Genomic DNA, 18,243 nt, shown 5'->3' on the forward strand with positions numbered 1-18,243 from the left:
CCCCGTGCGTAGCAGGGGTCGTCGTTGGGGCATGTGCCCAGGGTTCCCCGGCATACCGGGCATTGGTGGGGGGGCGCGTAGGCCCGCCCCCCGGATCTGTCAATCAGAACTGATCTTCGAACCGCTTGGCGAGATCTTCGATGTTCTCCGGCGGCCAGTCCTCGACTTCCATCCCGAGGTGCAGGCCCATGCCCGAAAGCACTTCCTTGATCTCGTTGAGCGATTTGCGGCCGAAGTTCGGGGTGCGGAGCATCTCGGCTTCGGTCTTCTGGATCAGATCGCCGATGTAGACGATGTTGTCGTTCTTCAGGCAGTTCGCCGAGCGCACCGAAAGTTCGAGCTCGTCGACTTTCTTGAGCAGCAGCGGGTTGAACTCGAGCCCGTCGTCGGCGTCTTGCTTGGAGGCCGATTCGGGTTCTTCGAAGTTCACGAAGATCGACAGCTGATCTTGCAGGATGCGCGCGGCATAGGCCACCGCGTCTTCCGGCGTGAGCGAGCCATCGGTCTCGATCTTCATCGTCAGCTTGTCATAGTCGAGCACCTGCCCCTCGCGGGTGGGCTGGACTTCGTAGGCGACCTTTTTCACCGGCGAATAGATCGCATCGATCGGGATCAGCCCGATCGGCGCATCTTCCGGGCGGTTCTTGTCCGCCGCGACATAGCCCTTGCCGGTGTTGACCGTCAGTTCCATGAACACGTCGGCGCCGTCATCGAGGTGGCAGATCACGTGATCCTTGTTCAGGACCTCGATGCCATTCGATTCCGAAATATCGCCGCCAGTGACGACGCCCGGCCCCTTCGCCGAGATCGAGAGCCGTTTCGGCCCTTCGACATCCATCTTCAGCGCGATGCCTTTGAGGTTGAGGATGATGTCGGTGACATCTTCCCGCACGCCCGCGACCGAGGAGAACTCGTGCAGCACGTTGTCGATTTGCACCGAGGTGATGGCCGCTCCCTGAAGCGAGCTCATCAGCACGCGGCGCAGCGCGTTGCCCAGCGTGAGACCAAAACCGCGCTCAAGCGGTTCGGCGACCACGGTGGCTTGCCGTTGGGGGTCGTTGCCCGGCTTGACGTCAAGCTGCGTCGGCTTGATCAGTTCGGCCCAATTCTTGTGGATCATGCGCTCTGCCTCCATTCTTGTTCCGGACCCATGTCCCTAATCCGGAACGCCCGAGGAAAAAACGAACCGAACCGGGCCGTGCGGAGGTCGTCCGCACGGCCCGGCTTAATGTACCAAATCAGACGCGGCGGCGCTTGGGCGGACGGCAGCCGTTGTGGGCAATCGGCGTCACATCCCGGATCGAGGTGATGTTGAGGCCAACCGCGGCCAGCGCGCGCAGCGCCGATTCACGGCCCGAACCGGGGCCCTGCACTTCGACGTCCACGGTTTTGAGGCCGTGTTCCTGCGCCTTGCGGGCGGCGTCTTCGGCGGCCATCTGCGCGGCATAGGGGGTCGATTTACGCGAGCCCTTGAAGCCCATCGTGCCCGAGGACGACCACGAGATCGCGTTGCCCTGCACGTCGGAAATCAGGATCTTGGTGTTGTTGAACGAGGAGTTCACGTGAACAACGCCAGCGGCGATGTTCTTGCGTTCCTTGCGTTTGACGCGGGTTTTATCACGAGCCATCTGCTACCCTCCCTTATTTCTTCTTGCCGGCGATCGGTTTCGCCGGGCCCTTGCGGGTGCGGGCGTTCGTGTGCGTGCGCTGACCGCGAACCGGAAGGTTCTTGCGGTGACGCAGGCCACGGTAGCAACCAAGGTCCATCAGACGCTTGATGTTCATCGAAACTTCACGGCGCAGGTCGCCCTCGACGGTGAAGTTCGCGTCGATGTATTCGCGGATGGCGAGCACTTCGGCGTCGGTCAGATCGTTCACCCGGCGGGCTTCGTCAATGCCAACGGCGTCCACGATTTGTTTCGCGAACATCGGGCCGATCCCGTGGATGTATTGAAGAGCGATCGGGACGCGTTTCCCGGTCGGAATGTTGACGCCAGCAATACGTGCCAAAGCGTGCTTTCCTTTCGTTGCGGTTCCGTAGCGCCAGAACCTTTTTTCACAACTTGTCCGGGAAGTGTTTCCCGAACGGCTTGACGCCCGAATCTCCAAAACCCCGGAGACTCGGGCGATTCTCTTGCGAGACGCCGTGACCTAGAGGGAATTTCCCAACAGGTCAAGCGCCAAACGGCTCAATGCTGCTGATCGAGAATCCCGGCGATGGCGGCGGCCACGGCATCGATCTCGGCAAGGCCGTCAATCGTGAAGAGGTCCCCGGCATGATAGTAATAGCCGATCAGCGGCGAGGTCTTCTTGTAATATTCCATCAGCCGGGTCTTCAGGCTGTCTTCATTGTCGTCGGCACGCCGCTTCAGGTCATGGCTACCGCACACATCGCAAGTGCCCTCCACTTGCGTCGGCTTGGTCTCGTCATGATAGACCTCGCCGCATTGCCCGCAGGTGAAGCGCCCGGTGATGCGGCGCACGAGCGCGGCGTCATCGACGCGCATCTCGATCACCGCGTCGAGTTTTTGCCCCATCCGTGCGAGCAGGCGCCCAAGCGCATCCGCCTGCGGCAGCGTGCGCGGAAAGCCATCAAAGATGAACCCCGAGCCGCCGCCGGCGACCAGCTTCTCTTCGATCAGGCCGATCACGATCTCGTCGGTCACAAGCTCGCCGCGGTCCATCACCTCGGCAACGCGCTTGCCCATCTCGGTGCCCGAGGTTTTCGCCTCGCGCAGCATGTCGCCGGTGGAGAGCTGGACCATGCCGCGCCCCTCAACGAGCTTGCGCGCCTGCGTCCCCTTGCCTGCGCCGGGCGGTCCCAACAGGATGATATTGGACATTCCTTCCCTCCCTCAGCGCCGCGTCGGCGCTTTTCTGGTCCCCGACTTCGAGCGTTTGCCGCGCAATTGCGAACGCTCGATCAGCCCCTCGTATTGATGCGCGAGAAGATGCGACTGGATCTGGTTGATCGTGTCCATCGTCACCGAGACAACGATCAGCACCGAGGTGCCGCCAAAGTAGAACGGCAGCGAAAGCTGTGTCTGCAGGATCGAGGGCAGCAGGCAAACCGCGGTCAGATAAGCGGAGCCGATCACCAGCACCCGCGCGACGACGTAATCGAGATAATCCTCGGTCTTCTTGCCGGGGCGGATGCCCGGAATGAAGCCGCCCTGGTTCTTCAGGTTCTCCGCCACCTCGTCGGATTTGAACGCGACGTTGGCGGTGTAGAAATACGCGAAGAACACGATCATCGCCGCGTAGAAGGCAAGATACAGCGGCTGGCCGGGGCCGAAATAGGCGAGAATCGTCGACATGACCGGCCCGGTGTTCTGGCCCGAGAAGGTCGAGATCGTGGTCGGCAGCAGCAGCAGCGAAGAGGCGAAAATCGCCGGGATCACGCCCGCCGGGTTCACCTTGATCGGCAGGTGCGAGGAGCCGCCGTCATAGATCTTCATGCCAACCTGACGGCGCGGATACTGGATATGAAGCTTGCGCAGCGCGCGTTCCATGAACACCACAAAGCCGATCACGAGGATCACCATCACCATCACGCCGATGATCACCGGGGTGGAAATGGCGCCGACACGGCCCTGCTCAAGAAAGCCCGCAAGCGCGCGCGGGATCTCGGCGACAATGCCGACAAAGATGATCAGCGAGATGCCGTTGCCGATGCCGCGCGCGGTGATCTGCTCGCCGAGCCACATCAGGAACATCGTGCCGCCCACCAGCGTGACAAGCACCGAGGCGATGAAGAACAGCCCCGGCGTATGCGCAAGCCCGCCGTTTTGCAGGCTGACCGCGAGGCCCCAGGCCTGGAAGCTCGCCAGCGCCACCGTTGAGTAGCGGGTGATCTGGTTGATCTTCTTGCGGCCCTGTTCGCCTTCCTTCTTCATCTGCTCCAGCGCGGGCACAAGCGCCGCGAGAAGCTGCACGATGATCGAGGCCGAGATATAGGGCATGATGCCGAGGGCAAAGATCCCCATCCGGCCAAGCGCACCACCGGTGAACATCGAGAGCATGCCGCCGATGCCGGAGGCCGCGCGCTCCATGAACTCGCGCAGCGCGTCCGCGTCGATACCGGGCACCGGAATATAGGTGCCGAGGCGGTAGATGATCAGCAGCCCGATGGTGTAAAAGATGCGCGCGCGGAGCTCGGTCGCCTTGCCCAGGGCGCTCCAGCTCAGGTTCGCCGCCATTTGCTCTGCAGCAGATGCCATACCCGTCTCTTTCATGCGTAAGGCGCCGCGCGACCGTTCTCCGGTCGGCGGCGCCTGGAAAACTGTTGCCTATGTAAGCGGGGTTGCCCCCGCCCACAACCGATTATTCGGCCGCAGCAGCAACGCTCAGCTTGCCACCGGCTTTCTCGACGGCTTCAACGGCCGCTTTCGAGGCGCCGGACACGGTGAGCGTGACCTTGGTGGTGATTTCGCCCTTGGCGAGCACGCGGATGCCGTCGAGCTTGCGCGAGGTCAGACCCGCGGCAACGAGCGCATCTTCGGTGATCTCGACCGAGGCGTCGAGCTTGCCAAGGCCGATGAATTTCTCGATCAGGCCGAGGTTCACAACGGCGAAGGATTTCCGGTTCGGCTTGGTGAAGCCGCGCTTCGGCAGGCGCCGGTAGAGCGGCATCTGGCCGCCTTCATAGCCGTTCAGAGCCACGCCCGAGCGCGATTTTTGGCCTTTGATACCACGGCCGGCGGTCTTGCCCTTGCCCGAGCCGGGGCCGCGGGCGACGCGTTTGGCTTTTTTCGCCGCGCCGGCGTTGTCGCGCAGTTCGTTCAGTTTCATGTCGCTTCTCCTTTGCCGGACAATGCCCCCGGAAGCGAAACCGGAGCACACACGGCGTTTCTTGTTGATTCTGGGCCCCGAGAGAGGCCACCGGGGGCGTATAGACGCGCGGAGGCGGTGTGGTCAAGCACTGGAACGCGCACTATCACCTTGCGAGGCCACGAACTCGTTATAGAAGCGCCATGCCGCGTCTTCTTCGCCGAGCGCAGTGCTATACATGGCGTTCAAATAAACCATACGCCCGGATACGATGACATTCGGGTCGATCGCCTGTCCGATAAACTCTGGATCGGTTTCAAGCTCAACGTTAACGAGCCACCAACGTTCAATCTTGCCCAGAAGTTCGCGAAGTTTCGAGAATAGCGCCTCAAAATCAGGGATCTTACCACCCGAAGCAATCGAATGTAGTTCATGAGCAAAATCGTTTCGTGCATCGGTCAATTCCCGAAGCACTTGAGTGTCAGTCTCGTCGACCGCTCCAATATCCAAGAGCCACGCCCAGCTTGCGCGCAGCGGATTTTCCTTCGGATGCCGGGAAAGTACATTCTCTCTGTATGAAGGGCTCTCCATCCACCCTCTACCCGCGACGCAGTCGCTCGCAAAGAACTCGCGAGGGTGCACAATAACGGCATCCTTTAGTAATTCAAAAGCCGCAAGGTAGATACCGGCCTGCAATATTCTGCGTTTCAATACGTTCGGATTGAGGAAATCAGCCCAAACTTTCGTAGGGTCTGCCAACAACTTTCACGCCCCCATGAACCCCCAACCGTCAGCGGCGAACCCGTGCACGGCGGCGAGAAGCGTCAGCTTTTCCTCTTCGGCCCAGAGCGTCTCCACGTTCAGCGCCACCTCGGGCGTGGTCACTTCAAAGCAGTCTTCGTCCTCGTCATCCTCGGCCTCATACCACTCGACCGCATAGCCCTGCGCCTCCAGCGCCTCGGTGAAGGTGTCCCAATCGGCCGCGCGATCCTCGGGCACGAACTGGAAGGCGATCACCGCGCGCGCGGGCAGATCCTCCATCGACGCGATCTCGCGGAAAATCTGTTCGGTCTCGGCTTTTTGCTGTTTCAGGTCCATCGCGGCCTCCCATGGCGTTCGCGCAATATACAACGCAGTATCCAACGAAAAACGCCCCGGACCAAGCCGGGGCGTTTCCCTTTTCCAAAAGACCGGGCTCAGCCGCGTTCTTCGATGATCTTCACAAGATGCGCGATCTTGCTGACCATGCCGCGCACGGCCGGAGTGTCTTCCAGCTCACGGGTGCGGCGGATCTTGTTCAGCCCGAGGCCCTTGAGGGTCGCGGTCTGGATGGCCGGGCGGCGGGCGGCCGAGGCCACCTGTTGCACGACGATGGTTTTGTTCGCCATCTTCACTCTCCTCAGGCTTCGGCCGGCGCTTCAGCGTCGGATTTCGGCAGGATGTCGGCGACCTTCTTGCCGCGACGGGCGGCAACGGTGCGCGGCGAGGCTTCCAGCTTCAGACCGTCGAGGGTCGCGCGGATCATGTTGTAGGGGTTTTGCGAGCCGATCGACTTCGCAACAACGTCCTGCACGCCGAGCATCTCGAAGACGGCGCGCATCGGGCCGCCGGCGATGATCCCGGTCCCGGCCGGGGCGGTGCGCATGACCACTTTACCGGCGCCGTGACGGCCCTCGATGTCGTGGTGCAGCGTGCGGCCATCTTTCAGCGGCACGCGCACGAGCGAGCGTTTCGCCTGCTCGGTCGCCTTGCGGATCGCTTCCGGCACTTCCTTGGCCTTGCCCTTGCCGAAGCCGACGCGGCCACGTTGGTCACCAACCACGACGAGCGCGGCAAAACCAAAGCGTTTGCCGCCCTTCACGGTTTTCGACACGCGGTTGATCGCAACCAGACGATCGGCGAATTCCGGGGTCTCTTCGCGCTCGGCGCGACGCTCCCGGCGGTTTTCACGTTCTGCCATCAGGCATTCCTTTCGTGAAGGGCGTGAAAGCACACCCGTTGGGTCCAATCCTGGTGGGCCGCGCCAGGCACGGCCCCCGGATCATCGGGAGGGCGCGAACGCCCCCCACTGCATCAGAACTTCAGACCGCCTTCGCGGGCCGCATCGGCAAGCGCCTTGATCTTGCCGTGGAACAGGAAGCCGCCACGGTCGAAGAAGCACTCTTCCACACCGGCTTTCTTGGCCCGTTCGGCGATCGCCGCACCGATTTTGGTCGCGGCTTCGACGTTGTTCTTGCCAACGACGCCGAATTCTTTTTCGAGCGTCGAGGCCGAAGCGATGGTCACGCCGTTGACGTCGTCGATCAGCTGAACGCTGATGTTCTTCGACGAGCGATGCACCGACAGACGGGCGCGGCCATTGGCCATCGCCTTGATTTTGTTCCGAACGCGCAGGCGGCGTTTGAGGAACAGCTCTCGTTTGTTGTTCGCCATTTCTCAGCCCCTTACTTCTTCTTGCCTTCCTTGCGGAAGATGAACTCGCCCTTGTAGCGGATCCCTTTGCCCTTGTAGGGCTCGGGGCGGCGCCACTCACGGATGTTCGCCGCGACTTGCCCGACCTGTTGCTGGTCGATGCCTTCCACGGTGATCTCGGTCTGTTTCGGGCACACGACGGTCACACCGGCGGGAACTTCGAAATTGACCTCGTGCGAATAGCCGAGCGAGAGCTTCAGGATATTGCCCTGCACCGCGGCGCGGTAACCCACACCTTGGATTTCGAGCTCTTTCTTGAAGCCGGTGGAGACGCCGATGGCGAGGTTTTCGATCATCGAGCGGGTCATGCCCCACTGCTGACGGGCGCGCTTGGAGGTGCCGCGCGGCGTCACGGTGACGGCGGAACCGTCCATCGCGATCGTCACGTCGTCGGTGGCGGTGAAGCTGCGGGTGCCTTTCGGCCCTTTCACTTCGATGGTCTGGCCCGAGAGCGTCGCGCTGACGCCGTTGGGCATTTCGACCGGTTTCTTACCAATACGAGACATCGGGCCCTCCTTAGAACACGGTGCAGAGCACTTCACCGCCAACGTTGGCAGTGCGTGCGGCCGCGTCCGTCATGACGCCTTTCGGCGTGGAGACGATCGACACACCCAGGCCCTGACGGACCGAGGGGATGTCTTTGACCGAAGCATAAACCCGGCGGCCCGGCTTGGAGACGCGCGCGATTTCGCGGATCACCGGGGTGCCTTCGAAGTACTTCAGCGAGATCTCGAGTTCCGGCATGCCGGCCGCCGAGGTCGTTTTCTCATAGCCACGGATGTAGCCTTCCGCCGCGAGCACGTCGAGAACCCAGGCGCGAAGCTTCGAAGCCGGGGTGCGGACGGTGGACTTGCCGCGCATCTGCGCGTTGCGGATGCGGGTCAGCATATCGCCGAGGGGATCGTTCACGGACATTCCCTGACCTCCTTACCAGCTCGATTTCACCATGCCGGGGATCTGGCCGAAAGAGGCCAGGTCACGCAGCATGATCCGCGAGAGTTTGAGCTTACGGTAGTAAGCATGGGGACGACCGGTGAGCTGGCAACGGTTGTGCAGACGCACGGCCGACGAGTTGCGGGGCAGTTCCGCCAGTTTCAGGGTCGCTTTGAAGCGATCTTCCATCGGCAGGGTCTGGTCTTCGATCGTCGCTTTCAGCGAGGCGCGTTTGCTGGCGTATTTCTTCACCAGCTTGGCGCGCTTCACTTCGCGCTCAACCATGGATTTCTTGGCCATAAATTCTCTCCGCGATCAGGCGTTGAAAGGCATGTTGAAAGCTTTCAACAGCGCCTTCGCTTCTGCATCGACCGTGGTCGAGGTGCAGATGATGATGTCCATGCCGAGAACCTCGTCGACTTTGTCGAAGTCGATCTCCGGGAACACGATATGTTCCTTGAGACCCATCGCAAAGTTGCCACGGCCATCGAAGCTGGGCTTCACACCGCGGAAGTCGCGCACGCGCGGCAGGGCGATGTTGGTCAGGCGATCGAGGAATTCGTACATGCGGTCGCCGCGGAGGGTGACCTTGCAGCCAAGCGGCATCTCTTCACGGACGCGGAAGCCGGCGATCGACTTCTTGGCCTTGGTGATGACAGCCTTCTGACCGGCGATGAGCGAAAGCTCGTCAGCGGCTTGCTTGACTTTCTTGGTGTCTTTGACGGCTTCGCCGACGCCCATGTTGAGAACGATTTTCTCGAGCTTCGGGATCTGCATGTCGTTCTTGTAGCCGAACTGCTCTTTCATCGCAGCGCGGATGGTCGACACGTAGAGCGTTTTCAGACGCGGGGTGTAGCTGGCTTGGTCGAGCATCAGATCGCCTCCCCGGTGGTCTTGGCGTAACGGACCTTCTTGTCGCCTTCGACGCGGAAGCCGACGCGGGTGGCCTTGCCGTTCGCATCGACGAGCGCGAGGTTCGACAGGTCGATCGGCATCGCCTTGGCGACGCGGCCGCCTTGCGACGACGCGGTCTGGCGCTGGTGACGGATCGCCACGTTCACACCCTCGACCACGGCCTTGTTGTCCTTGGGCGAAACGGAGGTGATTTCACCTTGCTTGCCCTTGTCCTTGCCGGTGAGCACGACGACCTTGTCGCCCTTGCGGAGTTTTGCAGCCATCACAGCACCTCCGGCGCAAGCGAGATGATCTTCATGAAGTTCTTCGCGCGCAGCTCACGAACGACCGGCCCGAAGATACGGGTGCCGACCGGTTCGCCCTGGTTGTTCAGGATGACGGCGGCGTTGCGGTCGAAGCGGATGGCGGTGCCATCTTCGCGACGGACTTCCTTGGCGGTGCGCACGACAACGGCTTTACGCACGTCGCCCTTTTTCACGCGGCCTTTCGGAATCGCTTCCTTGACCGACACCACGATGATGTCGCCCACGGATGCGTAACGGCGGTGCGAACCGCCCAGAACCTTGATGCACTGAACTCGGCGCGCGCCGGAGTTGTCAGCGACATCCAGATTGGTCTGCATCTGGATCATTGGGTTACTCCCGACCTTTGGGAACGTCTATGCAGGCAGCCGTCCCAGGGTTTCGATGGACTGTCGTCCATCGCCGGGCCTGAAAATCAGGCCTCGACGACGACCTGCCAGCGCTTCGTTTTCGAGATCGGCGCGCATTCCTCGATGCGGACAACGTCGCCGGTCTTGAAAGTGTTTTGCGCGTCATGCGCACGATATTTCTTCGATTTCCGCACCGTTTTTTGCAGCAGCGGGTGCTTGAAGCGGCGCTCCACGAGAACGGTCACGGTCTGATCGTTCTTGTCCGAGGTCACGACGCCTTGGAGGATACGTTTGGGCATCGAAAGTCTCCTTACTTCGCAGCTTCAGCAGCTTTTTGGGTCAGCACCGTTTTCACGCGGGCAACGTCACGGCGGACGGCGCGCATGCGGGCGGTGTTTTCCAGCTGGTTGGTCGCCGCTTGGAAGCGGAGGTTGAAGGCTTCTTTCTTCAGCGCAACAAGCGCATCACGAAGCTCGTCAGGCGTCTTCGCCTTGAGTTCTTGGGCGTTCATCCCATTGGTCCTCTACTGGCACCAGAGGGCCCCGCTTGGGTGCGCGATCGCACGCTTGGGGTGACCCTGAGTCTGGTGGGTTATGTCTTCCGCGCCCGAATCCCACAGGGGTCGGTCGCCGGATGCCGCTGCCTACAGGAATTCCCCCCCGGGGGCAAGCGTTGAATCCGGGTTCAGACCTGTTTGAGAAACAGCGCGCAAAACGGCACAATGGCGCGAAAATCGCGGTGATCGGTGAGCCAGCGCCAGGTGAGCGGGCGCAGCGCAAGCCAGATCGGGCACATGCGCCGCATGCGGCGCCGCGCCGTCTCCCAGACGCCCTGATTGTCGACAGCGCAATAGGCATCGCGCGCTGCGAGCACTGCGGCATCAATCTGGCCGGTGAGGATGCAGATGTCGAAAAAGAAAATCAGCACGTCCCACGCATGACCGGAAACCGTATTGTGACGGGGGCTGTATTTCTCCAGATCAATGAAGGTGATCGTGCCGTCCTGATAGCAAATGTCGCGCAGGCTGGGCCGGCCGTGGCTGTAGCCCGCCCGGTGCAACCGCGCGAGCGCTTCGGCCGCGGCCACAAGCGCCGCCTGCCCCCGCACCGAATAGGCTCCTTCGCGCTGGAGAATCGACTTCACGCTCGGCCCGGCATCGGCAACCACGAATTCTCCCGGGCTCGACGCCAGAACGCGCGGAAACGGCAGATGCTTGCCCTGAAGGCTCAGATAGGCCTGCCGCTCCGCCTCGAACAGCCGACGCGGGTCGCCTTTCTGAAGGCGGAGCCGCAGCCCCACGTTTTCGACACGCTTGCGCCAGCCCGGCTGACCCGCAACAACGGTCCTCTCGATACGCCCAGTAGCCACGCGACCCTCTTTCTTCAAACGAGGGGCGAACATGCCGAATTGAGCGCGCGGGCTCAATCGCTGAGGCGTCATAAATGTGTCATTTCCGCCATGCGCCCTGCGCAGGGCTCAGGGAATACTCGGATTTTTACCAAGATCTGGCCGCATTCACCCCAGATGCATGAGCTTGAACACCGTCAACCGGTTGCGCTGAAGCCCGGCATGAATGCATGAAAACCCGTTCGCGCGATAGCTGCGCATCTCGCTTTGAAACGCCCGGAAGGGCTCCATGTAACTCTCATCGGTGAGCAGGTGCTGCTGCACCGGGTTGAGGATCACGAGCACCGATTGCCGCGCCAGACGGGTGAACTCACCGATGATCGTCATCCAGTCCTTCGGGTGGCAATAGTGGTCGATCGCATCAAAGCACAGCACTGAGTCGAAGCTCTTGTCCGCAAACGGATAGGGCACATGCCCCGCATCGAAGAGCCGCACATCGAGCCCCTGGCTCTCGATGAAGGGCTTGTAAGGCCAATCCGTCACGGGGCCATCGCCGGAATTGAGGTGATGGTTATCCACCGTGTCGCTCAACTCCGCGCCATTGACATCGCGGAACCGGCTGTCGGGGCCGTCCCGCCAGCCGAGAAAATTGGCATAATCATTACCAACGGCGCGATGGCCAAAGTGGCGCAACACTTCGAGCGTTGCCCCATGCGCGCTCGACATTTCCAGCACGTCGCGCGGCGGGCCACCCTCCACCATCAACTCGGGCATATGTTCGAGCAGGCGCGCCCAGGAGCGGCGGATGTTCTTGAACCGCACGACGTATTTGCGCTGCACCGTATGGCTGACGCGCTCAAGCGCTTCTGCATCAAGCCGATAGGGCTCCGAGAACGCCTCTGGCGGGAGCGCGCCAAAAGCGGCAATCACCCGGTTCACGCTGAGCGGATCGGGGCCGAAATCGGCCTCGAACTCGGCGCATAGCTTGCGCATCTCCTCGGCATAGCCCGGATAGCCAAGCCGATGCCCGGCAGGAAATCTCTGTTCGCGTTCAATAAGTTCGGCATGGCTGGCACGCATATGAATGGCCTCCTGATTTCCCGCGGCTGCGGCACGACCGCAGCGGTCAGGCCATAACCTTAACCCGATCCAGACACGCGCCACAATGTCTCCCCCCGGAAACGCTTGCCACAAGCGCTCAGAAACACAAAAGAAAACGCCCCCGCCGGAGGCCGGCGGGGGCGCAAGATCCCGGAAAGGATCAGATCTTACCAGTCTTCGCGCGCGACGATGCGGGTCAGCACCGGCAGCTTGTTCGCGCCAAGGCGCAGCGCTTCGCGCGCGATGGTTTCGGACACGCCGTCGATTTCGAACATGATGCGGCCCGGTTTGACCTTGCACGCCCAGTAATCGACAGAGCCTTTCCCTTTACCCATCCGCACTTCGGTCGGTTTCGACGACACCGGCACATCGGGGAACACGCGGATCCAGACCCGGCCCTGACGCTTCATGTGGCGGGTGATCGCGCGGCGGGCCGCTTCGATCTGACGCGCCGTGACCCGCTCCGGTTCCGTCGCCTTGAGGGCGAAGGAGCCGAAGTTCAGGTTGAAGCCGCCCTTGGCCTCGCCGTGGATGCGGCCCTTGTGCTGTTTGCGGAATTTCGTCCGTTTCGGTTGCAGCATCTCAAGTCACTCCTCAGCGAGCGTCGCGGTCGCGACGCGGACCGCGCGGCGCCGGGCCATCTTGGGCTTCGGCAGCTTTGCGATCACGGGCTTGCGGATCATGTTCCATGATCTCGCCTTTGAAGATCCAGACCTTCACACCGATGATCCCATAGGGGGTCATGGCTTCGTCCAGCGCGTAATCGATGTCGGCACGCAGCGTGTGCAGCGGCACGCGGCCTTCACGGTACCATTCGGTCCGCGCGATCTCGGCGCCACCGAGGCGGCCCGAAACGTTGACGCGGATGCCAAGGGCGCCCATGCGCATCGCGTTCTGCACAGCGCGTTTCATCGCGCGGCGGAACGAGACCCGACGTTCAAGCTGCTGGCAGATCGACTCGGCCACCAGTTGCGCGTCCAGTTCGGGCTTGCGCACTTCAACGATGTTGAGGTGCAGCTCCGACGCGGTGAAGTTCGCGAGCTTCTTGCGAAGGGTCTCGATATCGGCGCCTTTTTTGCCGATGATGACACCCGGACGCGCGGCGTGGATCGTGACGCGGCACTTTTTGTGCGGACGTTCGATGATCACGCGAGCAACGCCCGCTTGCTTGGCTTCCTTGTGGATGAACTCGCGCATGCGCAGGTCTTCCAGAAGCAGGTTGCCGTAGTCTTTCGACTCAGCGAACCAGCGGCTGTCCCAGGTGCGGTTGACCTGAAGACGCATCCCGATGGGGTTGACCTTCTGACCCATTACGCGCGCTCCTCGACTTGACGCACCTTGATGGTGATTTCCGAAAACGGCTTCATGATCTTGCCGAACCGGCCACGTGCCCGCGGACGGCCACGTTTCATCACGAGGTTCTTGCCGACGAAAGCTTCCGCGACGATCAGGCTGTCGACGTCGAGGCCGTGGTTGTTCTCGGCGTTCGCAATCGCCGATTGCAGGCATTTGCGCACGTCTTCGGCGATCCGCTTTTTCGAGAAGGTCAGATCGGCGAGCGCTTTGTCGACCTTCTTGCCGCGGATCAGCGCGGCCACGAGATTGAGCTTCTGCGGCGAGGTGCGAAGCATCTTCGCTTTCGCGAAGGCTTCGTTGTCCGCCACGCGGCGCGGATTTTGTTCCTTACCCATGGCGATTACTTCCTCTTCGCTTTCTTGTCGGCGGCGTGACCGTAGTAGGTCCGGGTCGGCGAGTATTCACCGAACTTCTGGCCGATCATCTCTTCGGTGACGTTGACGGGGATGTGTTTATGCCCGTTGTAGACACCAAAGGTGAGGCCGACGAACTGCGGCAGGATGGTGGAGCGACGCGACCAGATCTTGATGACGTCGGATTTGCCCGAAGCGCGCGCCTTCTCTGCTTTTTTCAGCAGATAGGCATCGACGAAGGGGCCTTTCCAGAGAGAACGTGCCATAGGTTAGCGACCCTTCTTCTTGGCGTGACGCGACCGCAGGATGTACTTGTCGGTCTGCTTGTTCGAACGGGTGCGCTTGCCCTTGGTGTCCTTGCCCCACGGGGTAACCGGGGTCCGGCCACCGGAGGTGCGGCCTTCACCACCACCATGCGGGTGGTCGATCGGGTTCATCGCAACACCGCGAACGGTCGGACGCACGCCCATGTGGCGCTTGCGACCGGCCTTGCCGAGGTTCTGGTTCGAATGGTCGGCGTTCGACACGGCACCGATGGTCGCCATGCATTCCTGACGCACGAGACGCAGCTCGCCCGAGGAGAGACGCAGCTGGGCATAGCCCCCGTCACGGCCGACGAACTGGGCATAGGTGCCCGCGGCGCGCGCGATCTGGCCACCCTTGCCGGGTTTCAGCTCGACATTGTGCACGATCGTGCCGATCGGCATGCCCGAGAACGGCATCGCGTTGCCGGGCTTGATGTCCTGTTTGGCACCGGCGATCACGGTATCGCCCACGGCGAGACGTTGCGGCGCGAGAATGTAGGCCAGTTCACCGTCGTTGTATTTGATCAGCGCGATGAAGGCGGTGCGGTTCGGGTCATATTCGATCCGCTCGACCGTGGCCGGAACGTCGAACTTGCGACGTTTGAAGTCGACGATGCGGTAGAGACGCTTCGCGCCGCCACCCTTGTGCCACATGGTGACGCGTCCGGTGTTGTTCCGGCCGCCCGTCTTCGTAAGACCCTGCGTGAGGGCTTTGACGGGACGACCTTTCCAAAGCTCCGAACGGTCGATCAGAACCAGCCCGCGCTGGCCAGGCGTCGTCGGCTTATACGACTTGAGTGCCATGCTCTCTGTCTTCCGTTGCTCTGGACCATAGGTCCGTTACGTATGGGGCGCCGTAGCTCCCCGAGTGCAAAAATCACCAGCCCCGGACGAATCCGGGGCTCTCGGCGATGGGCGTGCCTACCAAAAAGAAATCCGCGCGTCTATGGGGGAATCGCGACGGGAGAAAAGAGTTTCTGCCCGCCCCGGCGCATGCCCGATCGCGCGCGCGTTCGATAAGCGCGTCAGGCGCGGCGCGGCGGCAACAAAGTTGTCATAATAACTCCGTGACCCGTGATCTGGATCAAAACGACAGCCCTTGCGCCCCGGGATGCTGAGCCATCTCCAGCCACTCAAGGACGCTCCCATGGCCAGCCCCACCGAACACGCCCCCTCCCCTCCGCGCGAATACACCAAGGTCGCAAAATTCTTCCACTGGTCAATGGCGGCGATCATCATCATCGCATGGGTGATCGGCTATTACGGCGGCGCGATGCTGCATTACGGCGTTGACGATGCCGAGACCGCGAAGAAGGTCACCGCCATTGTCACGCACAAGAACATCGCCACGCTGACGCTGTTCTTCGTCGTGGGCCGGTTGATCTGGCGTGCCACCCATGCCGCGCCGCCGCTCACCGAGATGCCCGAGATCATGCAACGCCTCACCCATCTCGGCCATGGCGTGCTCTATTTCCTGATGGTGGCCGTGCCGGTCTCGGGCTGGGCGAACAGCTCCTCCGCCGGCTACAATATCCCGGTGCTCTGGCTGTTTGATATTCCGACGTTGATGTCGAAAAGCCCGGCGGTGACGCCCTATCTTGTCACCCTGCACTGGTTCCTCGCCTGGGCGCTCGCAATCGTCGTGATCGGCCATGTCGCCTTTGCGCTCAAGCACCTGCTGATCGACCGTGACGAGACGATGAGCGCGATGTTGCCGCGCAGGAAATCCTGAGCCGTGCAACGCTTCAAAAGGAAAAGCCCCCGCAACCGCGGGGGCTTTTCAATTCAGTCGGATCGCAACGATCAGAGCCCGGTCGACACGTCGATCGTGTTGCCGTCTTCGAGCGTCACATAGGCTTTCTTCACGTCCGAGCGCACGCCGGGGCGGCCACGGAAACGCTTGGTCTTGCCTTTGGTGATGGTGGTGTTGACCGCCTTCACCTTGACGCCGAAGAGAGCCTCGACGGCTTCCTTGATCAGCGGTTTGGTCGCCGTCTTGGCCACCTGGAACACCACCGCGCCAGCTTCCGAGGCCATGGTGGCTTTCTCGGTGATGACGGGCTTCACGATCACGTCGTAATGTTCGGGTTTCGCACTCATTTCAGGCGAGCCTCCAGAGCTTCGACACCCGCTTTCGTGAGCACGAGCGTGTCACGCTTGAGGATGTCATAGACGTTGGCGCCCATCGACGGCAGCACATCAATGCCTTCGATGTTGCGCGCGGCAAGCGCGAAGTTCTCGTTCACCGCGGCGCCGTCGATCACCAGGACCTTTTTCCAGCCCAGCTCCTTGGCCGCCTTGGCGAGCATCGAGGTTTTCGCTTCGGCCATGTCAGCCGCTTCGATCACCACGATATTGCCGGCTTTCGCCTTGGCCGAGAGCGCATGGCGCAGGCCAAGCGCACGGAACTTCTTGGTCAGGTCATGGGCGTGGCTGCGCGGGGTCGGGCCCTTGTAGACACCACCGTGACGGAAGATCGGCGCCTTCTTGGACCCGTGACGCGCGCCACCGGTGCCTTTTTGGCGGTAGATCTTCTTGGTCGAGTAGCTCACGTCCGACTTGCCGAGCACCGAGTGGGTGCCCGCTTGCGCCTTCGCGCGCTGCCAGCGCACGACGCGGTGCAGAATGTCGGCACGCGGCTCAAGGCCGAACAGGGCCTCGTCGAGCTCGATCGAGCCGGCTTTCGCGCCGTCAAGCTTGATCACATCGAGTTTCATGCTTCACCCCCTTCGACCGAGACTTCTTCGGCCGGAGCGGCAGCAGCAGCCGCCGATTTCAGCGCGGCAGGCAGCGGCAGATCGGCCGGGGCCGGTTTCTTCACCGCATCCTTGATCGTGACCCAGCCGCCCTTGGCGCCCGGAACAGACCCTTTGACCATGATCAGGCCACGGTCGGCATCGGTGCGGACCACTTGCAGGTTCTGCGTGGTGACACGCACGGCCCCAAGATGGCCAGCCATCTTCTTGCCTTTGAACACCTTGCCCGGGTCTTGGCACTGGCCGGTCGAGCCGTGCGAACGGTGCGAGATCGACACACCGTGCGAGGCGCGCAGACCACCGAAGTTGTGACGCTTCATGGCACCGGCAAAGCCTTTACCGATCGAGGTGCCGGCGATGTCGACATGCTGGCCGGCAAGGTAATGCTCGGCCGAGATCTCGGCGCCCACGTCGATCAGGTTTTCAGGCGACACACGGAATTCGGCCAGCTTGCGCTTCGGCGCCACATTCGCTTTCGCGAAGTGACCGCGCATCGCGCCCGAAACGCGCTTGGCTTTCGCCTCGCCCGCACCGAGTTGCACCGCGGTATAGCCGTCGGTTTCCACGGTGCGCTGCGCGACAACCTGCAGGTGGTCGAGTTGCAGCACCGTCACCGGAACTTGCTTGCCGTCTTCGAGGAACAGCCGGGTCATGCCCAGCTTCTTGGCGATAACACCAGAACGCATGTGCCCGCTCCTCAGACTTTGATCTCGACGTCCACGCCAGCCGCGAGGTCGAGCTTCATCAGCGCGTCCACGGTTTGCGGGGTCGGATCGACGATGTCGAGAAGACGCTTGTGCGTGCGGATTTCCCACTGGTCGCGCGACTTCTTGTCGATGTGCGGACCACGGAGAACCGTGAATTTCTCGATTTTGTTGGGCAGCGGGATCGGCCCGCGGACCTGTGCACCCGTACGCTTCGCGGTGTTGACGATTTCCTGGGTGCTGGCATCCAGCACGCGGTAATCGAACGCCTTGAGCCGGATGCGAATGTTTTGACCAGACATGCAGTCTTCCCTTTTCGCAGGGCTTCAAAGTTGAGAGGCAGACCCCGCCGCATGCGACGCCTGCATCGAACCGTAATCTTGGCAGATCAGGCCGGTGCCCTACGGGAGCCCCCCGAGTCTGTCAAGAGCAAAAGGAGCGTCTTGCGACGCTCCTTCCAATTTCGTGTCGCTTGCGTCCGGCGGGTCGCCCCGCCGGGGCAAAACCCTGATTATTTCAGGATTTTGGAGACGACGCCGGCGCCGACGGTGCGGCCGCCTTCACGGATGGCGAAGCGCA

The 18,243-nt window shown here is 61.9% G+C and carries 32 protein-coding genes; 1 reads left to right on the forward strand and 31 read right to left on the reverse strand.

Features of this window, described 5'->3' with window-relative positions:
- Positions 1–103 precede the first annotated feature (103 nt).
- From ACFSM0_RS01490 to rplB, 26 genes are all read right to left on the reverse strand, one after another.
- Entirely contained in the window at positions 104–1,120 is a 1,017-nt protein-coding gene (locus ACFSM0_RS01490; protein WP_377386088.1) for a DNA-directed RNA polymerase subunit alpha, read from the reverse strand.
- A 118-nt stretch (positions 1,121–1,238) separates the two neighbouring features.
- Positions 1,239–1,628: a 30S ribosomal protein S11 gene (rpsK, locus tag ACFSM0_RS01495; protein WP_013066070.1), complete on the reverse strand. Its 390-nt coding sequence runs from the start codon at positions 1,626–1,628 to the stop codon at positions 1,239–1,241.
- A gap of 13 nt (positions 1,629–1,641) precedes the next feature.
- Positions 1,642–2,010, reverse strand: coding sequence for a 30S ribosomal protein S13 (gene rpsM, locus ACFSM0_RS01500; RefSeq protein WP_377386093.1), 369 nt, complete (start codon positions 2,008–2,010; stop codon positions 1,642–1,644).
- A gap of 179 nt (positions 2,011–2,189) precedes the next feature.
- On the reverse strand, positions 2,190–2,843 hold the full coding sequence (locus ACFSM0_RS01505; RefSeq protein ID WP_377386096.1) for an adenylate kinase: 654 nt from the start codon (positions 2,841–2,843) through the stop codon (positions 2,190–2,192).
- A gap of 12 nt (positions 2,844–2,855) precedes the next feature.
- Positions 2,856–4,220: a preprotein translocase subunit SecY gene (secY, locus tag ACFSM0_RS01510; protein ID WP_377386099.1), complete on the reverse strand. Its 1,365-nt coding sequence runs from the start codon at positions 4,218–4,220 to the stop codon at positions 2,856–2,858.
- 103 nt (positions 4,221–4,323) lie between these two features.
- On the reverse strand, positions 4,324–4,791 hold the full coding sequence (gene rplO, locus ACFSM0_RS01515) for a 50S ribosomal protein L15 (protein ID WP_377386102.1): 468 nt from the start codon (positions 4,789–4,791) through the stop codon (positions 4,324–4,326).
- A gap of 123 nt (positions 4,792–4,914) precedes the next feature.
- Entirely contained in the window at positions 4,915–5,529 is a 615-nt protein-coding gene (locus ACFSM0_RS01520; RefSeq protein ID WP_377386105.1) for a hypothetical protein, read from the reverse strand.
- A 6-nt stretch (positions 5,530–5,535) separates the two neighbouring features.
- Positions 5,536–5,868 carry a ribonuclease E inhibitor RraB gene (locus tag ACFSM0_RS01525; protein WP_377386107.1) on the reverse strand — a complete coding sequence of 111 codons (333 nt, stop codon included), beginning with the start codon at positions 5,866–5,868 and terminating at the stop codon, positions 5,536–5,538.
- 98 nt (positions 5,869–5,966) lie between these two features.
- Positions 5,967–6,158, reverse strand: a complete 192-nt coding sequence (gene rpmD, locus ACFSM0_RS01530) for a 50S ribosomal protein L30 (RefSeq protein ID WP_377386110.1) — start codon at positions 6,156–6,158, stop codon at positions 5,967–5,969.
- Positions 6,159–6,169: 11 nt separating this feature from the next.
- Complete coding sequence (gene rpsE / locus ACFSM0_RS01535) at positions 6,170–6,730, reverse strand: 30S ribosomal protein S5 (protein ID WP_097068626.1); 561 nt, start codon at positions 6,728–6,730, stop codon at positions 6,170–6,172.
- A gap of 113 nt (positions 6,731–6,843) precedes the next feature.
- Positions 6,844–7,203: a 50S ribosomal protein L18 gene (rplR, locus tag ACFSM0_RS01540; RefSeq protein ID WP_097068627.1), complete on the reverse strand. Its 360-nt coding sequence runs from the start codon at positions 7,201–7,203 to the stop codon at positions 6,844–6,846.
- 11 nt (positions 7,204–7,214) lie between these two features.
- A complete protein-coding gene (gene rplF / locus ACFSM0_RS01545) occupies positions 7,215–7,748 on the reverse strand; it encodes a 50S ribosomal protein L6 (protein ID WP_377386115.1) in 534 nt (177 codons plus the stop codon).
- Between the two features lie 10 nt (positions 7,749–7,758).
- The gene (rpsH, locus tag ACFSM0_RS01550; RefSeq protein WP_097068629.1) at positions 7,759–8,157 is read right to left on the reverse strand and encodes a 30S ribosomal protein S8; all 399 of its coding nucleotides are present in this window, start codon (positions 8,155–8,157) and stop codon (positions 7,759–7,761) included.
- Positions 8,158–8,169: 12 nt separating this feature from the next.
- Entirely contained in the window at positions 8,170–8,475 is a 306-nt protein-coding gene (rpsN, locus tag ACFSM0_RS01555) for a 30S ribosomal protein S14 (RefSeq protein WP_377386119.1), read from the reverse strand.
- A gap of 15 nt (positions 8,476–8,490) precedes the next feature.
- A complete protein-coding gene (rplE, locus tag ACFSM0_RS01560) occupies positions 8,491–9,048 on the reverse strand; it encodes a 50S ribosomal protein L5 (protein WP_377386122.1) in 558 nt (185 codons plus the stop codon).
- A complete protein-coding gene (rplX, locus tag ACFSM0_RS01565) occupies positions 9,048–9,353 on the reverse strand; it encodes a 50S ribosomal protein L24 (protein WP_377386125.1) in 306 nt (101 codons plus the stop codon). Before rplX ends, rplE begins: the two co-directional genes overlap by 1 nt.
- Positions 9,353–9,721: a 50S ribosomal protein L14 gene (gene rplN, locus ACFSM0_RS01570; RefSeq protein ID WP_013066055.1), complete on the reverse strand. Its 369-nt coding sequence runs from the start codon at positions 9,719–9,721 to the stop codon at positions 9,353–9,355. Before rplN ends, rplX begins: the two co-directional genes overlap by 1 nt.
- 86 nt (positions 9,722–9,807) lie before the next feature.
- Positions 9,808–10,041 (reverse strand): 30S ribosomal protein S17, encoded by a 234-nt coding sequence (gene rpsQ / locus ACFSM0_RS01575; RefSeq protein ID WP_097068633.1) that lies wholly within the window; start codon positions 10,039–10,041, stop codon positions 9,808–9,810.
- Positions 10,042–10,052: 11 nt separating this feature from the next.
- Complete coding sequence (gene rpmC / locus ACFSM0_RS01580; RefSeq protein ID WP_097068634.1) at positions 10,053–10,253, reverse strand: 50S ribosomal protein L29; 201 nt, start codon at positions 10,251–10,253, stop codon at positions 10,053–10,055.
- A gap of 173 nt (positions 10,254–10,426) precedes the next feature.
- Positions 10,427–11,110, reverse strand: a complete 684-nt coding sequence (locus ACFSM0_RS01585) for a BUD32 family EKC/KEOPS complex subunit (RefSeq protein ID WP_377386132.1) — start codon at positions 11,108–11,110, stop codon at positions 10,427–10,429.
- 147 nt (positions 11,111–11,257) lie between these two features.
- Positions 11,258–12,169: a class I SAM-dependent methyltransferase gene (locus ACFSM0_RS01590; protein WP_377386135.1), complete on the reverse strand. Its 912-nt coding sequence runs from the start codon at positions 12,167–12,169 to the stop codon at positions 11,258–11,260.
- 188 nt (positions 12,170–12,357) lie between these two features.
- Positions 12,358–12,771 (reverse strand): 50S ribosomal protein L16, encoded by a 414-nt coding sequence (rplP, locus tag ACFSM0_RS01595; RefSeq protein ID WP_097068637.1) that lies wholly within the window; start codon positions 12,769–12,771, stop codon positions 12,358–12,360.
- Between the two features lie 13 nt (positions 12,772–12,784).
- Positions 12,785–13,501, reverse strand: a complete 717-nt coding sequence (rpsC, locus tag ACFSM0_RS01600) for a 30S ribosomal protein S3 (protein WP_377386139.1) — start codon at positions 13,499–13,501, stop codon at positions 12,785–12,787.
- Positions 13,501–13,881, reverse strand: a complete 381-nt coding sequence (gene rplV / locus ACFSM0_RS01605; RefSeq protein WP_377386142.1) for a 50S ribosomal protein L22 — start codon at positions 13,879–13,881, stop codon at positions 13,501–13,503. Before rplV ends, rpsC begins: the two co-directional genes overlap by 1 nt.
- Positions 13,882–13,886: 5 nt before the next feature.
- On the reverse strand, positions 13,887–14,165 hold the full coding sequence (gene rpsS / locus ACFSM0_RS01610) for a 30S ribosomal protein S19 (protein WP_377386145.1): 279 nt from the start codon (positions 14,163–14,165) through the stop codon (positions 13,887–13,889).
- A 3-nt stretch (positions 14,166–14,168) separates the two neighbouring features.
- Positions 14,169–15,008: a 50S ribosomal protein L2 gene (gene rplB / locus ACFSM0_RS01615; RefSeq protein WP_377386148.1), complete on the reverse strand. Its 840-nt coding sequence runs from the start codon at positions 15,006–15,008 to the stop codon at positions 14,169–14,171.
- Between the two features lie 343 nt (positions 15,009–15,351).
- On the opposite strand from rplB, the gene ACFSM0_RS01620 reads away from it, so the two are divergent.
- Positions 15,352–15,936 carry a cytochrome b gene (locus ACFSM0_RS01620; protein WP_377386151.1) on the forward strand — a complete coding sequence of 195 codons (585 nt, stop codon included), beginning with the start codon at positions 15,352–15,354 and terminating at the stop codon, positions 15,934–15,936.
- 71 nt (positions 15,937–16,007) lie between these two features.
- Here ACFSM0_RS01620 and ACFSM0_RS01625 read toward each other — a convergent pair whose 3' ends face one another.
- The 5 genes from ACFSM0_RS01625 to ACFSM0_RS01645 form a co-directional block, all read right to left on the reverse strand.
- Positions 16,008–16,304, reverse strand: a complete 297-nt coding sequence (locus tag ACFSM0_RS01625) for a 50S ribosomal protein L23 (RefSeq protein WP_377386153.1) — start codon at positions 16,302–16,304, stop codon at positions 16,008–16,010.
- The gene (gene rplD / locus ACFSM0_RS01630) at positions 16,301–16,921 is read right to left on the reverse strand and encodes a 50S ribosomal protein L4 (RefSeq protein ID WP_377386155.1); all 621 of its coding nucleotides are present in this window, start codon (positions 16,919–16,921) and stop codon (positions 16,301–16,303) included. The genes ACFSM0_RS01625 and rplD overlap by 4 nt, the downstream gene beginning before the upstream one ends.
- Entirely contained in the window at positions 16,918–17,646 is a 729-nt protein-coding gene (gene rplC, locus ACFSM0_RS01635; protein WP_377386158.1) for a 50S ribosomal protein L3, read from the reverse strand. The genes rplD and rplC overlap by 4 nt, the downstream gene beginning before the upstream one ends.
- Positions 17,647–17,657: 11 nt before the next feature.
- Positions 17,658–17,966 carry a 30S ribosomal protein S10 gene (gene rpsJ, locus ACFSM0_RS01640; protein WP_013066043.1) on the reverse strand — a complete coding sequence of 103 codons (309 nt, stop codon included), beginning with the start codon at positions 17,964–17,966 and terminating at the stop codon, positions 17,658–17,660.
- A 209-nt stretch (positions 17,967–18,175) separates the two neighbouring features.
- Positions 18,176–18,243 (reverse strand): EF-Tu C-terminal domain-related protein (locus ACFSM0_RS01645; RefSeq protein WP_154763426.1); only part of this gene is annotated, 68 nt, incomplete at its 5' end.

The sequence above is a fragment of the Rhodobacter lacus genome (assembly GCF_042683065.1).
Lineage (GTDB): Bacteria > Pseudomonadota > Alphaproteobacteria > Rhodobacterales > Rhodobacteraceae > Rhodobacter > Rhodobacter lacus.